Origin of the sequence: Pseudidiomarina taiwanensis (genome assembly GCF_003987435.1) — a bacterium.
Classification (GTDB): Bacteria; Pseudomonadota; Gammaproteobacteria; order Enterobacterales; family Alteromonadaceae; genus Pseudidiomarina; species Pseudidiomarina taiwanensis.
On record NZ_PIQG01000002.1, the window covers coordinates 301,481 to 313,220 of the forward strand.

15 protein-coding genes are annotated in these 11,740 nt (G+C 51.9%); 3 read left to right on the forward strand and 12 right to left on the reverse strand.

Annotated features, from left to right (window positions below; translation table 11 throughout):
- Positions 1-70 precede the first annotated feature (70 nt).
- Together rlmN and ndk are read right to left on the reverse strand one after the other, a co-directional pair.
- On the reverse strand, positions 71-1,204 hold the full coding sequence (gene rlmN, locus CWI83_RS05310) for a dual-specificity RNA methyltransferase RlmN (protein WP_126826752.1): 1,134 nt from the start codon (positions 1,202-1,204) through the stop codon (positions 71-73).
- A gap of 93 nt (positions 1,205-1,297) precedes the next feature.
- Positions 1,298-1,729: a nucleoside-diphosphate kinase gene (gene ndk, locus CWI83_RS05315; protein ID WP_126826755.1), complete on the reverse strand. Its 432-nt coding sequence runs from the start codon at positions 1,727-1,729 to the stop codon at positions 1,298-1,300.
- 307 nt (positions 1,730-2,036) lie between these two features.
- Here ndk and msrA point away from each other — a divergent pair, with 307 nt between their 5' ends.
- Complete coding sequence (gene msrA / locus CWI83_RS05320; RefSeq protein ID WP_126826757.1) at positions 2,037-2,564, forward strand: peptide-methionine (S)-S-oxide reductase MsrA; 528 nt, start codon at positions 2,037-2,039, stop codon at positions 2,562-2,564.
- A gap of 46 nt (positions 2,565-2,610) precedes the next feature.
- Here msrA and fdx read toward each other — a convergent pair whose 3' ends face one another.
- From fdx to suhB, 9 genes are all read right to left on the reverse strand, one after another.
- Positions 2,611-2,949: an ISC system 2Fe-2S type ferredoxin gene (gene fdx / locus CWI83_RS05325; protein ID WP_126826760.1), complete on the reverse strand. Its 339-nt coding sequence runs from the start codon at positions 2,947-2,949 to the stop codon at positions 2,611-2,613.
- A gap of 20 nt (positions 2,950-2,969) precedes the next feature.
- The gene (hscA, locus tag CWI83_RS05330; protein WP_126826763.1) at positions 2,970-4,841 is read right to left on the reverse strand and encodes a Fe-S protein assembly chaperone HscA; all 1,872 of its coding nucleotides are present in this window, start codon (positions 4,839-4,841) and stop codon (positions 2,970-2,972) included.
- 44 nt (positions 4,842-4,885) lie between these two features.
- Entirely contained in the window at positions 4,886-5,389 is a 504-nt protein-coding gene (hscB, locus tag CWI83_RS05335; RefSeq protein ID WP_126826766.1) for a co-chaperone HscB, read from the reverse strand.
- Positions 5,390-5,391: 2 nt separating this feature from the next.
- Positions 5,392-5,715, reverse strand: a complete 324-nt coding sequence (iscA, locus tag CWI83_RS05340; protein WP_126826768.1) for an iron-sulfur cluster assembly protein IscA — start codon at positions 5,713-5,715, stop codon at positions 5,392-5,394.
- A 3-nt stretch (positions 5,716-5,718) separates the two neighbouring features.
- Complete coding sequence (gene iscU / locus CWI83_RS05345; protein ID WP_126826771.1) at positions 5,719-6,102, reverse strand: Fe-S cluster assembly scaffold IscU; 384 nt, start codon at positions 6,100-6,102, stop codon at positions 5,719-5,721.
- An 18-nt stretch (positions 6,103-6,120) separates the two neighbouring features.
- Positions 6,121-7,335: an IscS subfamily cysteine desulfurase gene (locus CWI83_RS05350; protein WP_126826774.1), complete on the reverse strand. Its 1,215-nt coding sequence runs from the start codon at positions 7,333-7,335 to the stop codon at positions 6,121-6,123.
- 6 nt (positions 7,336-7,341) lie between these two features.
- Entirely contained in the window at positions 7,342-7,833 is a 492-nt protein-coding gene (gene iscR / locus CWI83_RS05355) for a Fe-S cluster assembly transcriptional regulator IscR (protein WP_126826777.1), read from the reverse strand.
- Between the two features lie 96 nt (positions 7,834-7,929).
- Positions 7,930-8,652, reverse strand: coding sequence for a tRNA (cytosine(32)/uridine(32)-2'-O)-methyltransferase TrmJ (gene trmJ, locus CWI83_RS05360; protein WP_126826780.1), 723 nt, complete (start codon positions 8,650-8,652; stop codon positions 7,930-7,932).
- A gap of 10 nt (positions 8,653-8,662) precedes the next feature.
- Positions 8,663-9,475, reverse strand: coding sequence for an inositol-1-monophosphatase (suhB, locus tag CWI83_RS05365; RefSeq protein WP_126826782.1), 813 nt, complete (start codon positions 9,473-9,475; stop codon positions 8,663-8,665).
- Between the two features lie 175 nt (positions 9,476-9,650).
- On the opposite strand from suhB, the gene CWI83_RS05370 reads away from it, so the two are divergent.
- Complete coding sequence (locus CWI83_RS05370) at positions 9,651-9,812, forward strand: DUF3545 family protein (RefSeq protein ID WP_126826785.1); 162 nt, start codon at positions 9,651-9,653, stop codon at positions 9,810-9,812.
- 13 nt (positions 9,813-9,825) lie between these two features.
- Here CWI83_RS05370 and ung read toward each other — a convergent pair whose 3' ends face one another.
- Positions 9,826-10,479, reverse strand: a complete 654-nt coding sequence (gene ung, locus CWI83_RS05375) for a uracil-DNA glycosylase (RefSeq protein ID WP_198677251.1) — start codon at positions 10,477-10,479, stop codon at positions 9,826-9,828.
- A gap of 102 nt (positions 10,480-10,581) precedes the next feature.
- Between ung and CWI83_RS05380 the strand changes: the two genes are divergently transcribed.
- A complete protein-coding gene (locus CWI83_RS05380) occupies positions 10,582-11,715 on the forward strand; it encodes a glycosyltransferase (RefSeq protein ID WP_126826788.1) in 1,134 nt (377 codons plus the stop codon).
- The last annotated feature ends 25 nt before the right edge of the window (positions 11,716-11,740 follow it).

Below are 11,740 nucleotides of genomic sequence, written 5' to 3' on the forward strand. Positions count from 1 at the left end.
AGGCCCTTGTTGCTGGTTAGGCTCTTATACTACCCCAGTGTTTAAGGTTCTGAAAGCGCTGGTTTTTGCTTTACACGGCCTTAACGCTGATGCCATCACCGCCACGCTGGGCTTGTTGGCGCTTGAGGATGCGCTTGGTGCGGTCGATGACATCACCGACGAGCTGACCACAGGCTGCGTCAATATCGTCACCACGGGTCTTCCGGACCATCACTGTGTAGCCGTGACCTTGTAAGACTTTGGCGAAGCGATCAATGCGCGAATTACTACTGCGCCCGTATTGATTGCCCGGGAACGGGTTAAATGGAATCAGGTTGATCTTGCTTGGCGTGCCTTTGAGCACGCGCGCCAGCTCTTCGGCTTGCTCCATCGAGTCGTTGACATGATCAAGCATGACGTATTCGATGGTGACGGCTTTGTTGGCTTTCGAACCGTCGATGTAGTGGCGACTTGCTTCCAGGAATTCGGCGATATTGTATTTCTTATTAATCGGCACAATCTCGTCGCGCAATGCGTTATTCGGTGCGTGCAAGCTAATCGCTAAAGCGACATCGATTTCTTCTTTGAGCTTATAAAGCGCTGGCACCACGCCCGAGGTTGAGAGGGTGACGCGCCGCTTTGACAGGCCAAAGCCCCAGTCATCAAGCATCAGCTCCATTGCGGGCACCACGTTGTTGAGGTTGAGCAGTGGCTCGCCCATCCCCATCATGACGACGTTGGTCACAGGCTTGATGCCGGTTTCACCAAAAGCTCCAAGGAGCTTACTCACCCGCCACACTTGGCCAATGATTTCAGCGACCCGCAAGTTGCGGTTAAAGCCCTGTTGGGCAGTTGAGCAGAAGGTGCACTCAAGCGCACAGCCGACTTGCGAGCTGACACATAAGGTGGCGCGGCCTTCTTCTGGGATCCACACGGTTTCCACGTCTTGCCCGTCGAATAGGGTCATCGCGAATTTGATGGTGCCGTCGCTCGACTGTTGCTGAACGCGGACTTCTGGCGCTTTGATTTCAGCGATTTGCTGGAGCTTTTCGCGCAGCGCTTTGTTGAGGTTGGTCATCTGCTCGAAATCGTCGACACAATAGTGATAAATCCACTTCATCACCTGGTCGGCGCGAAATGGCTTTTCACCAAGCTCTTGAAAGAATTCGCGCAATTGCTTGCGGTTCAAATCAAGAAGATTAATTTTTTTGTCGACTGCATTCATAACCAAACTCGTTTTTTTGATCAAAAACCCGCGGCGGAAGCATGGCCTCACGCACCGCGGGTTTGTTAACGCTAGTGCTATGCTGGTGTCAGCTTAGCGAGTACGTGGGCAGATTTCTTCGTCGCTGAAGAAATAAGCAATTTCACGTGCTGCTGAAGTTGCTGAGTCAGAGCCATGGACAGCATTTTCGTCGATGGTTTCAGCATAGTCTGCGCGTAAAGTTCCTGCCAGTGCATCAGCTGGGTTAGTGGCACCCATGATGTCACGGTGACGCTTCACTGCGTCTTCAGCTTCAAGTACTTGCACCATGATTGGGCCAGAAGTCATGAAGTCGACTAAAGCGCGGAAGAATGGGCGCTCGCTGTGCTCAGCGTAGAAGCCTTCTGCTTGCTCGGTGCTCAAGTGCATCATTTTTGCTGCAACAATACGGAAGCCCGCAGTTTCGAAACGGTTGTAGATACCACCGATCACATTTTTGCCAACCGCATCAGGTTTGATGATTGAAAGTGTACGTTCTAAAGCCATGAGAATCTCCGCTTTTAGCTTAGTCAAAATTAAGTCGCGCGGATTATACGCTACCCCCACCCAAAACAAAAGCACCCCCCAAAAACAAGAGGGGCAGCCCCTCCATTTTCGAGCACAGGAATGCGGGCTGCAGGTCCGTTTTTACACAAATGTAGGAAAAACTGAAGGAGGGGCTGCCCCTCATTTTTTTGTAGGTGATCTTTTGGTTTGTGATCGGTCGTATTTGTGCTATATAGATGTTTAGACGTCTATTTATGACGTATAAAGGTTTCAGTGATTAAGGCTGTGGCGTGTAGGAGTTGAATGTATGCAGCAAATTACCCTCGGGGGCGGTTGCTTTTGGTGTATTGAGGCGGCGTTTCGGCAGGTGCGTGGGATTGTCAGTGCGCAATCGGGTTATAGTGGTGGCACGGTGCCGCAGCCGAGCTATGAGCAGGTATGCTCGGGGCAAACGGGGCATGTTGAGGTGGTGCAGTTAAATTTTGACCCTGAGGTGATCAGTGTGCGCGAAATTTATGAAATCTTTTTTACCCTGCACGATCCGACTCAGTTGAACCGGCAAGGCAATGACATTGGCCCGCAGTATCGTGGCGTGATTTTTTATCATAACGATGAGCAGCGTGAGCTGGCGGAGCAAATTATTGCTGAGATGACCCACGAGCAGACTTGGGATCAGCCGATTGTGACGGCGATTGAGCCGGCGCAAACGTTTTGGCCGGCGGAGGATGCGCACGAGAATTATGTCGCCCGCAATCCACAGAATCCGTATTGCCAGGCGGTGATTCACCCGAAACTGGCGAAGTTTAAGAAAACCTTTGCCGATAAGCTGAATTAACCCCATCAAAAAAGGCGCCAACCGGCGCCTTTTTCTCAAACTCACATCAGTGGTTTTCTTTGGCGTGGTTAATCGTGTATTTCGGAATTTCCACAACCAAGTCTTCACCGCTAACAATCGACTGACAGCTCAAGCGTGAATCGGGATCTAAGCCCCAGGCTTTATCGAGCATGTCGTCTTCGTTTTCGCTCATTTCTGGCAGTGAATCGTAACCTTCACGGATATGCACGTGGCAGGTGGTGCAAGCGCAGACTTTTTCACAGGCGTGTTCGATACCAATGCCGTTGCGCAAGGCAACGTCGAGCACGGTCTCGCCATCTTGGGCCTCAACTGCTGCACCTTCTGGGCAGAGTTCTTCGTGAGGCAAAAATACGATTTGTGGCATACAATTTCTCCGCTTATCGGTTACAGCTCATCGACCTTGTGGCCGGATAAGGCTTTGCGAATTGAGGCATCCATACGGCGCGCGGCAAACGCGTCGCTGGCTTTATCGACGGCTTCGATGGCCGCTTCAATGGCTTTTGGATCCGAGCCTTGGCGCATATCTTCGAGTTTCTGCATGGCAGCGTCAAGCTCCGAGCGCTCGCTCTCACTCAATAACTCACCATCTGCGGCTAACGCACTATGTAAGGCTTCGAGTACGCGGTCGGCTTCGACTTGCTGCTCGCGTAACATGCGCGCGGCCATGTCGTCTTTGGCGTTGGTCATTGAGCTCTTAATCATCTCAGCGACGTCTTCATCGGCCAAGCCATAAGATGGTTTCACTTCGATTGAGGCGCTTACGCCGCTCGATTTTTCCATTGCGGTGACGCTTAGCAAACCATCCGCATCAACTTGGAAAGTGACCCGAATGTGCGCAGCGCCAGCAGCCATCGGTGGAATGTCGGTCAGCACAAAGCGCGCTAATGAACGACAGTCCTCGACTAGCTCGCGCTCGCCTTGCAGGACATGAATCATCATCGCCGTTTGCCCATCTTTAAAGGTGGTAAACTCCTGCGCTTTGGCCACTGGAATGGTGGTATTACGCGGGATAACTTTTTCAACCAAGCCACCCATGGTCTCAAGGCCAAGGCTGAGTGGAATCACATCGAGCAACAACATATCAGAGTCGGGCTTGTTGCCCACCAAGATATCGGCTTGAATCGCGGCGCCAATAGCGACAACTTGGTCTGGGTCAATCGAGGTCAACGGCTCGCGGCCGAAGAATTCGCCAACGGCACTGCGCACCCGCGGTACGCGAGTTGACCCGCCGACCATGACCACATCCAACACCTCAGAGGCATCGACACTGGCATCTTTCAGCGCGCGTCGGCACGCACTAATGGTTTTGCGCAGTAATGGCTCAATCAGTTGTTCGAACTGCTCACGACTGAGCTGTGCTTGGCACTCAGCACCTTGCAAGGTCAAATGCACCGAGCCCTGCGGATGATCCGTGAGTTCTTCTTTAAGCTTTTTCGCAGCATTAATTAACTGGCGCTCAGTGCGCGCATCCACCGCATCCGGTAAGTCCCACAATTGTTTAAAGTGGTTGACTAAGGCTTGGTCGAAGTCGTCGCCGCCAAGGGCACTGTCGCCACCGGTGGCCAGTACTTCAAACACGCCGCCTTGCAGGCGCAAAATCGAGATATCAAAGGTGCCACCACCTAAATCGTAAACGGCAATCAAGCCTTCACGGCCTGAATCAAGGCCATAGGCAACGGCCGCTGCGGTTGGCTCATTGAGCAAGCGCAGCACATTCAGCCCAGCTAAGCGGGCGGCATCTTTGGTGCTCTGGCGCTGGGCATCGTCGAAATAGGCCGGCACAGTAATAACGACACCGCTCAAAGGTCCACCAAGGGTGGCTTCGGCGCGCTCGCCTAGGCTTCGCAAAATATCAGCTGAGACTTCCACGGCGTTTTTATCTCCGGCAGCGGTGTGAAAAACCGGCACGCCATTTTCGGTTTCGCTCATCCGATAGGGTAAATTGGAGAAATTGCGCTGCACGTCGGCAATGCTGCGACCGATAAAACGCTTCACCGAGATAATGGTATCTTCGGTGGCGTGTTTAGTTTCGCCGGCAAGCGCCAAGGCCTCATAACCGGTGACAACCTGTTCGCCACTGTAATTCACCACGGACGGTAAAATCGCACGACCTTCGGCGTCATTTAATACACCGGGCGTGCCACTGCGGACACTGGCAACTAAGGAGTTGGTGGTACCAAGGTCGATGCCTGCGGCGAGGCGATGTTCATGGGCGGTGGTGCTTTGTCCGGGTTCAGCAATCTGCAGTAATGCCATATCTGTTCAGAGTTCCTGTTTCGGCGAGTGAATAAACGGGCTTGTTAGCCGTTCAGTTTGTCTTCTATCAATTCCAGTTCAGCGGCTAATTTATGCATAAACTTGAGCTTGCGAATGGTATCCGCCGCTGCTTCATTTTGCTCCGCTTCGAGCTGTTGCTCAAGTTCCTGTTGATACGCATGGGTCTGCTGCTGTAAATCAGCAAAGGCAGCATCAAGTTCAGCGACAACATCGAGCTCTTCTAAACGCTCGCGCCATTCCATCTGCGCCATCAAAAACTCAGGATCTTGCAACGTCTGTTGTTCGTGTTGCAAAGTCAGCCCCCGTAGCTCAAGCAGGTACTCGGCGCGACTCAAGGGTTGCCGCAGCGTCTGATAGGCATCGTTTAACTGCGATGTGCGTTGCAACGCCATCCGCTTGTCGCGCTCACTGGCATTGGCAAAACGATCCGGATGCAAGGTTTGCTGCAAGGTGCGATAGCGCGCTTGGAGCTGCGCCGCATCAATCGCAAAGCTTACGGGCAAATCAAACAATTCGAAATGATTCATCGCTAGACGTTAAAGCTTTCGCCGCAGCCACATTCACCGTTGGCATTGGGATTATTGAAACTAAAGCCTTCGTTCAAGCCTTCTTTGACAAAGTCGAGCTCGGTGCCGTCGAGGTAGACTAAACTTTTACCGTCGACGATGACTTTGACGCCTTTGTCTTCAAATACCGTATCGGTGTCCTCGATTTGGTCGACGAACTCCATCACGTAGGCAAGCCCGGAACAGCCGGTGGTTTTCACCCCCAAGCGGATCCCGACGCCCTTGCCACGCTGGGCCAAAAACGACTGCGCACGTTGCGCAGCCGCATCGGTCATGGTAATTGCCATAGCTTAGCCTTCGCGCTTTTTCTTGTAGTCTGAAATTGCGGCTTTGATCGCGTCTTCAGCCAAGATCGAGCAGTGAATTTTCACTGGCGGTAAGGCAAGCTCTTCAGCAATTTGAGTATTTTTCAATTGCGACGCTTCATCAATTGATTTGCCTTTGACCCACTCGGTGACCAGCGAGCTTGACGCAATCGCTGAACCACAGCCATAGGTTTTAAACTTGGCGTCTTCGATGATGCCGTCGTCGCTAATTTTTAATTGAAGCTTCATGACGTCACCACAAGCAGGTGCACCAACCATTCCCGTTGCGATGCTTGGGTCATTCTTGTCAAATGAGCCAACGTTACGCGGGTTTTCGTAATGATCAATTACTTTGTCGCTGTATGCCATAACTGCCTACCTCTTTACTTAATGTGCTACCCACTCGACGCTTTCTAGGTCGATGCCGTCTTTGTACATTTCCCACAAAGGTGACATTTCGCGTAAGCGACCGATGGAATTTTGAATTTGTTCAATGGCGTAGTCGATTTCTTCTTCAGTGGTGAAACGACCAAAGCTGAAGCGAATCGAGCTATGTGCCAACTCGTCATTGCGGCCGAGTGCGCGCAATACATAGCTTGGCTCAAGGCTTGCTGAGGTACAGGCCGATCCGGATGAAACAGCCAAGTCTTTCAGCGCCATAATCAAACTTTCGCCTTCAACGAAGTTAAAGCTGACGTTGAAGATGTGCGGTACGCCATGCTCGAGGCTACCGTTGATGTAAACTTCTTCGATATCTTTGATGCCGTTCCAAAGACGGTCACGCAACATGCGGAACCGCTCGCTCTCGGCTTTCATTTCTTCTTTAGCGATGCGTGCAGCTTCACCAAAACCGACGATTTGGTGGGTCGGCAAGGTACCCGAACGCATCCCGCGCTCATGGCCGCCACCGTGCATTTGCGCATTCAAACGGACCCGTGGACGACGGCGGACATAAAGTGCACCGATCCCTTTTGGACCATACATCTTGTGGGCCGAGAAGCTCATCAAGTCGACCGGTAAGGTGCTTAGATCGATTTCGACTTTACCGGCACTTTGCGCGGCATCGACGTGGAAAATCGTTTTGTTGGCACGGCATAATTCACCGATCGCGGCGATATCTTGGATCACACCGGTCTCATTGTTGACGTGCATCACGCTCACTAACACCGTATCTTCACGCAGCGCCGCTTTGAATTTTTCCAAATCGAGCAAGCCATCGTTTTCGACATCAAGATAGGTTACTTCAAAACCTTCACGCTCCATTTGGCGTGCCGTATCAAGCACGGCTTTGTGCTCGGTTTTAACGGTAATAATGTGCTTACCTTTTTTCTGGTAAAACTCCGCAGCCCCTTTAATCGCAAGGTTGTCTGACTCAGTTGCACCAGAGGTGAAGACGATTTCGCGTGGGTCGGCGTTAATCAAATCTGCGATATGGTTACGCGCCACATCAACAGCCTCTTCGGCTTGCCAGCCAAACCGGTGTGAGCGCGACGCAGGGTTACCAAATTGACCCTCTGGCGTTAAGAACTGCATCATCTTTTCAGCTACTCGCGGATCGACCGGTGTGGTGGCCGCGTAGTCAAAGTAAATTGGTAATTTCATTCGGCGTTACCCCATTTGGCTATTCAATGCAATGCGCTGACCGCGTTGCTTGTGCTCATCTAATTCGTTGCGCTGGCGCATAGCGACCTGCGCGATGTCACCCTTAGTGACCAGTTCGGCAAGGCTGATGCCCGCCAAAAAATCTTCGATGCGTTCGCTTAAATCACTCCACAATGAGTGGGTTAAGCAACGGCTTCCGCCTTGGCAATCCCCGCGACCTTGGCAGCGGGTCGCATCAATACTCTCGTCGACCGCTTGAATCACGGCACTGATGCTAATTGCAGCAGCATCTAAACCTAGGCGGTAACCACCGCCTGGACCACGCACACTGCTCACTAGCCCTTGCTTACGCAAGCGCGCAAATAATTGTTCAAGATAGCTCAGTGAAATGCCTTGCCGTTCAGAAATATCAGCAAGGGGCACTGGCCCTTGTTCATTATGTAATGCGACGTCCAGCATAGCTGTGACGGCATAGCGACCTTTTGACGTTAAGCGCATAGTTGCGTTCTCCTCAATGAGGTCGCTATTTTCCCATTCCCGACTAAAACAGTCAAGTATTTAGTTGACTAAATTAGTCAGGTATTTTTTATGCGCTTATTTCAGCCCGGTCTGTTTATCGATTGAGGTCAAAATACCGCGCAAAATATTCAGTTCGGTCGCGTCAGGACGGGCCCGCGCGAACAGCCGTTTCAACTTAAGTAACACCTGCCCCGGATGCTGCTTGATGATAAAGCCGGTGCCCAGCAAGGTCTTTTCAAGATGCTCGTAAAACAGCTCAAGTTCTTCCATCCGCGGATATTCAGTGTCCTCAGCCTCGGGCTGTTGATTCGCCTCAAGATATTGCATACGCAGCTCATAGGTAAGGGTTTGCACCGCCATGGCGAGATTCAAGGAGCTGTATTCGGGGTTGGTTGGCACGTTCATATGGTGCGTGCATTGGCTCAGTTCATCATTGGTGAGGCCACTGCGCTCTCGACCGAAGACCAACGCGACTTTACCGCTTTGCACTTCGGCGAGCGCCTGGGTTGCCGCTTCACGCGGCCCCAACATCGGCCAGTCGATGGTGCGCGAACGGGCGCTGGTGCCAATCACTAAAGTACAATCGTCAATCGCCTCGGCCAAGGTGTCGACGATTTTTGCTTGATGCAAGACATCCGTTGCCCCGGCGGCAAGCGCCGAAGCATGGCTATCGGGCGCTTGTACTGGGTCGACGAGCACTAACTCGGATAAGCCCATGGTTTTCATGGCTCGGGCAACCGAGCCGATGTTGCCGGTATGCGAGGTATTGACCAATACAATCCGAATTTGCTCTAACATAATGCCCTCGTTAGCTCTGGCTGAACGGGATAGTGCCTTTAACGTGCGGACGGGCACGGGTTAGCAGGGCTTGCACGACTTTCGGGTTACCCGCAACGATGTGGCCTTGGCTTAAGAAATCGTGACCGCCGTTAAAGTCCGCCACTAAGCCGCCTGCTTCGCGCACCAATAACGCACCAGCTGCCATATCCCACGGTTGCAGCGCAAACTCGAAGAAACCATCGACGCGACCAGCGGCCACATAGGCTAAATCTAACGCTGCAGCACCGGCACGGCGCATGTCGGCAACATCTTCAAATAAATCAGCGAAAACCGCTAAATAAACGTCGCTTAAAGCCTTGCGTTTGAATGGGAAACCGGTGGCAAGGAGCGCGCCATCAAGGTCACGCTTGGCTTTTACGCGTAAGCGCTTGCCATTGAGCTGCGCGCCGCCGCCTTTGACTGCGGTGAAGAGGTCTTCGCGCAGTGGGTCATAGACCACCGCGACTTGTACCACGCCTTTCACGCGGTAAGCGATTGAGATTGCGAAGTGAGGAATACCGCGCAGGTAATTGGTGGTGCCATCGAGTGGGTCGATGATCCATTCATGTTCACTTTCGGCGCCTGCAGTGGTGCCGCTTTCCTCAGCAATGATGCTGTGGTCTGGGTAGTTCTTGCGGATCGCACCAATAATGGCGGCTTCGGCTGCCTTGTCGATTTCGCTGACAAAGTCGTTTTGACTTTTCGCCTGAATATTTAAATCGGCTTCGACGCCAAAGTTTTTGACCAAAATTTTTCCGGCCGCACGCGCAGCGCGCACCGCGATGGTTAACATGGGATGCATTTCAATTACCTGTGCTGTGAAAGAACGTGTTTTTACGGGGGCGGATTATAAGGGCAAACGACGACAAAGTAAAAAGTTATCGCGGCACACAAAAATTTCACTTGTACCGCTCGCAGCTTCATGTTATCAAGTTGTTGCGCTAAAAATAAACAATAAGAAAGCCAAGGAGGATCCCATGGATCATTCAGAAGAGCTCAATAACGCAGAAAACAAGGGACGAAAAAATGCAGGCAAACGTTGCTGGCGTGAAATCGAAATGATTAAAGAGAAGCGCCGCCTGCAAGCCGAACTCGAAGAGTACGGTTACAGCGACGACCTCGACGATTTCGACTTTTAAACGAATCGAAACACTACAATTGCCAGTTAATCGGCTGCGCCAGCAGTCGGTTACACTCGGCGAAATGACCGCAGGTTAAAAAGCCACGATGCGCTGATAACGGCGACGGGTGGACGCTGGTCAAAATATGATGGCGCTTGGCATCGATAAGCGCAGCTTTCTTTTGCGCATGCGCCCCCCAAAGCATAAACACCACCCCACTACACTCTTTATTCACGGCGCTAATCACGGTATCGGTAAACTGCTCCCAACCCCAGCCGGCATGCGAGTGCGCTTGGCCTTGCTCGACCGTGAGCACAGTATTGAGGAGGAGTACGCCTTGCTCTGCCCAAGCGGTTAAATCACCGCTTTGCGGAATTTGATAGCCGGGGAAGTCATGTTGAAGCGCTTTAAATATATTCCGCAGTGACGGTGGATGCTTCACCCCCGCTGGCACAGAAAAGCTTAAACCGTGGGCTTGACCCGCCCCATGATAGGGGTCTTGGCCAATAATCACGGCTCGCACTTTAGCCAATGGCGTCAATTTAAGTGCGTTAAAGACTAACTCGCGCGGAGGATATATCGTACAACCCTGCTCCCGACGCGTTTGCACGCGCTGCAGAAGTTGTTGAAAGTAATCCTTTTCTTTCTCTGGGCCGAGAATATCTTGCCAACTGGTCACGGTCACAAACTTACCTTTTGAGTCACTTATTAGCACGGGCTGCGATTGCAACCCTCTGTTAATTCACGTCTAATACTACCACTTTCAGCAGCAAAAGAGTGATGAGCCATGACTGAGCAGACAAAACCGATCAAAGTCGTACACTTCGTCACCGGCGGTTTTAGCGGTGGGGCGACGCAAGTTGCGATTGGCTTGGTACGGGCGCAAATGGCGAATCCGGAGCTAGAGCCACTGCTCATCCTGCGTAAAAAAGGTCATGCCGATCAAGCTCGAGTGCAACAATTAATTGACGAAGGTCTGCCTGTTCTGCAAGTGAATAACTGGACTCATCTCACCACTATTTGGGAACTTAGCCGCGAACTGAAAGAGTTTAAGCCAGATATTTTGCTTGCTCACGGCTTTAGTGAGCACATTTGGGGGCGCTATGCGGGGCTGTTGGCCAAAGTACCGATTATGCTCCATATCGAGCACAACACCCGCGAGCGCTACACTTGGTGGCGCACGTTGCAAAGTAAGTGGCTGACTAAATACACTGCGCGCATCGTTGGGGTCTCCGATGGCGTGCGCCAAGTGATGGTCGAGCGCGGCTTTCCAAGTGAAAAGTGTATTGCGATTCCAAATGGTATTCATCTCGGCCCATTTGAGCAACTTGAACTCAAGCCTTGGGCTGAGCGTAAGCCTGGGGTGGTGATGGTGTCTCGCTTTGCCAAGCAAAAAGATCATGAGACGTTAGTTCGAGCGATTGCCAATTTGCGTGATCGGGGCATTGAACTGCCGGTTTACTTTGCCGGCAGCGGCAAAGCTAAAGCGATTAACCCGATTAAAAAGCTGGTCCGCGAACTTAAGATTGAGCACTTGGTGCATTTTCTGGGGTATCACAAAAATGTGCCAGCACTCCTTGCTGAACATCAAATTCTCGTGCAAAGCTCAAACTGGGAAGCGTGTGGGTTGTCGGTGCTTGAAGGGATGGCGGCAGGCTGTGCCGTGGTGGCAACTGATATTATCGGCATGCGCGAAAATATTGAACATGGTGAAACCGGCTTATTGGTGGCACCAAAATCTGTGACCACACTTGCTGATGCATTGCAGTACTATCTTGACCACCCTGATCGTGCGACAGAAATGGCTCACGCTGCCCGTGAGCAGGCGTTTAAGGCGCACAGCAAAGAGGCCATGAATGACGCCTATGCTGAGCTATTTAAAACGCTGATGGCTGAGCACAGCGCAGAAAAAAACGGATAATGGCGTGCCACTATCCGTTTTGAAC

Excerpts from the sequence above, each read along its gene's own strand:
- rlmN (WP_126826752.1), bottom strand. The coding sequence starts at position 1,204 with ATGAATGCAGTCGACAAAAAAATTAATCTTCTTGATTTGAACCGCAAG.
- ndk (WP_126826755.1), bottom strand. The coding sequence starts at position 1,729 with ATGGCTTTAGAACGTACACTTTCAATCATCAAACCTGATGCGGTTGGC.
- msrA (WP_126826757.1), top strand. The coding sequence starts at position 2,037 with ATGCAGCAAATTACCCTCGGGGGCGGTTGCTTTTGGTGTATTGAGGCG.
- fdx (WP_126826760.1), bottom strand. The coding sequence starts at position 2,949 with ATGCCACAAATCGTATTTTTGCCTCACGAAGAACTCTGCCCAGAAGGT.
- hscA (WP_126826763.1), bottom strand. The coding sequence starts at position 4,841 with ATGGCATTACTGCAGATTGCTGAACCCGGACAAAGCACCACCGCCCAT.
- hscB (WP_126826766.1), bottom strand. The coding sequence starts at position 5,389 with ATGAATCATTTCGAATTGTTTGATTTGCCCGTAAGCTTTGCGATTGAT.
- iscA (WP_126826768.1), bottom strand. The coding sequence starts at position 5,715 with ATGGCAATTACCATGACCGATGCGGCTGCGCAACGTGCGCAGTCGTTT.
- iscU (WP_126826771.1), bottom strand. The coding sequence starts at position 6,102 with ATGGCATACAGCGACAAAGTAATTGATCATTACGAAAACCCGCGTAAC.
- CWI83_RS05350 (WP_126826774.1), bottom strand. The coding sequence starts at position 7,335 with ATGAAATTACCAATTTACTTTGACTACGCGGCCACCACACCGGTCGAT.
- iscR (WP_126826777.1), bottom strand. The coding sequence starts at position 7,833 with ATGCGCTTAACGTCAAAAGGTCGCTATGCCGTCACAGCTATGCTGGAC.
- trmJ (WP_126826780.1), bottom strand. The coding sequence starts at position 8,652 with ATGTTAGAGCAAATTCGGATTGTATTGGTCAATACCTCGCATACCGGC.
- suhB (WP_126826782.1), bottom strand. The coding sequence starts at position 9,475 with ATGCATCCCATGTTAACCATCGCGGTGCGCGCTGCGCGTGCGGCCGGA.
- CWI83_RS05370 (WP_126826785.1), top strand. The coding sequence starts at position 9,651 with ATGGATCATTCAGAAGAGCTCAATAACGCAGAAAACAAGGGACGAAAA.
- CWI83_RS05380 (WP_126826788.1), top strand. The coding sequence starts at position 10,582 with ATGACTGAGCAGACAAAACCGATCAAAGTCGTACACTTCGTCACCGGC.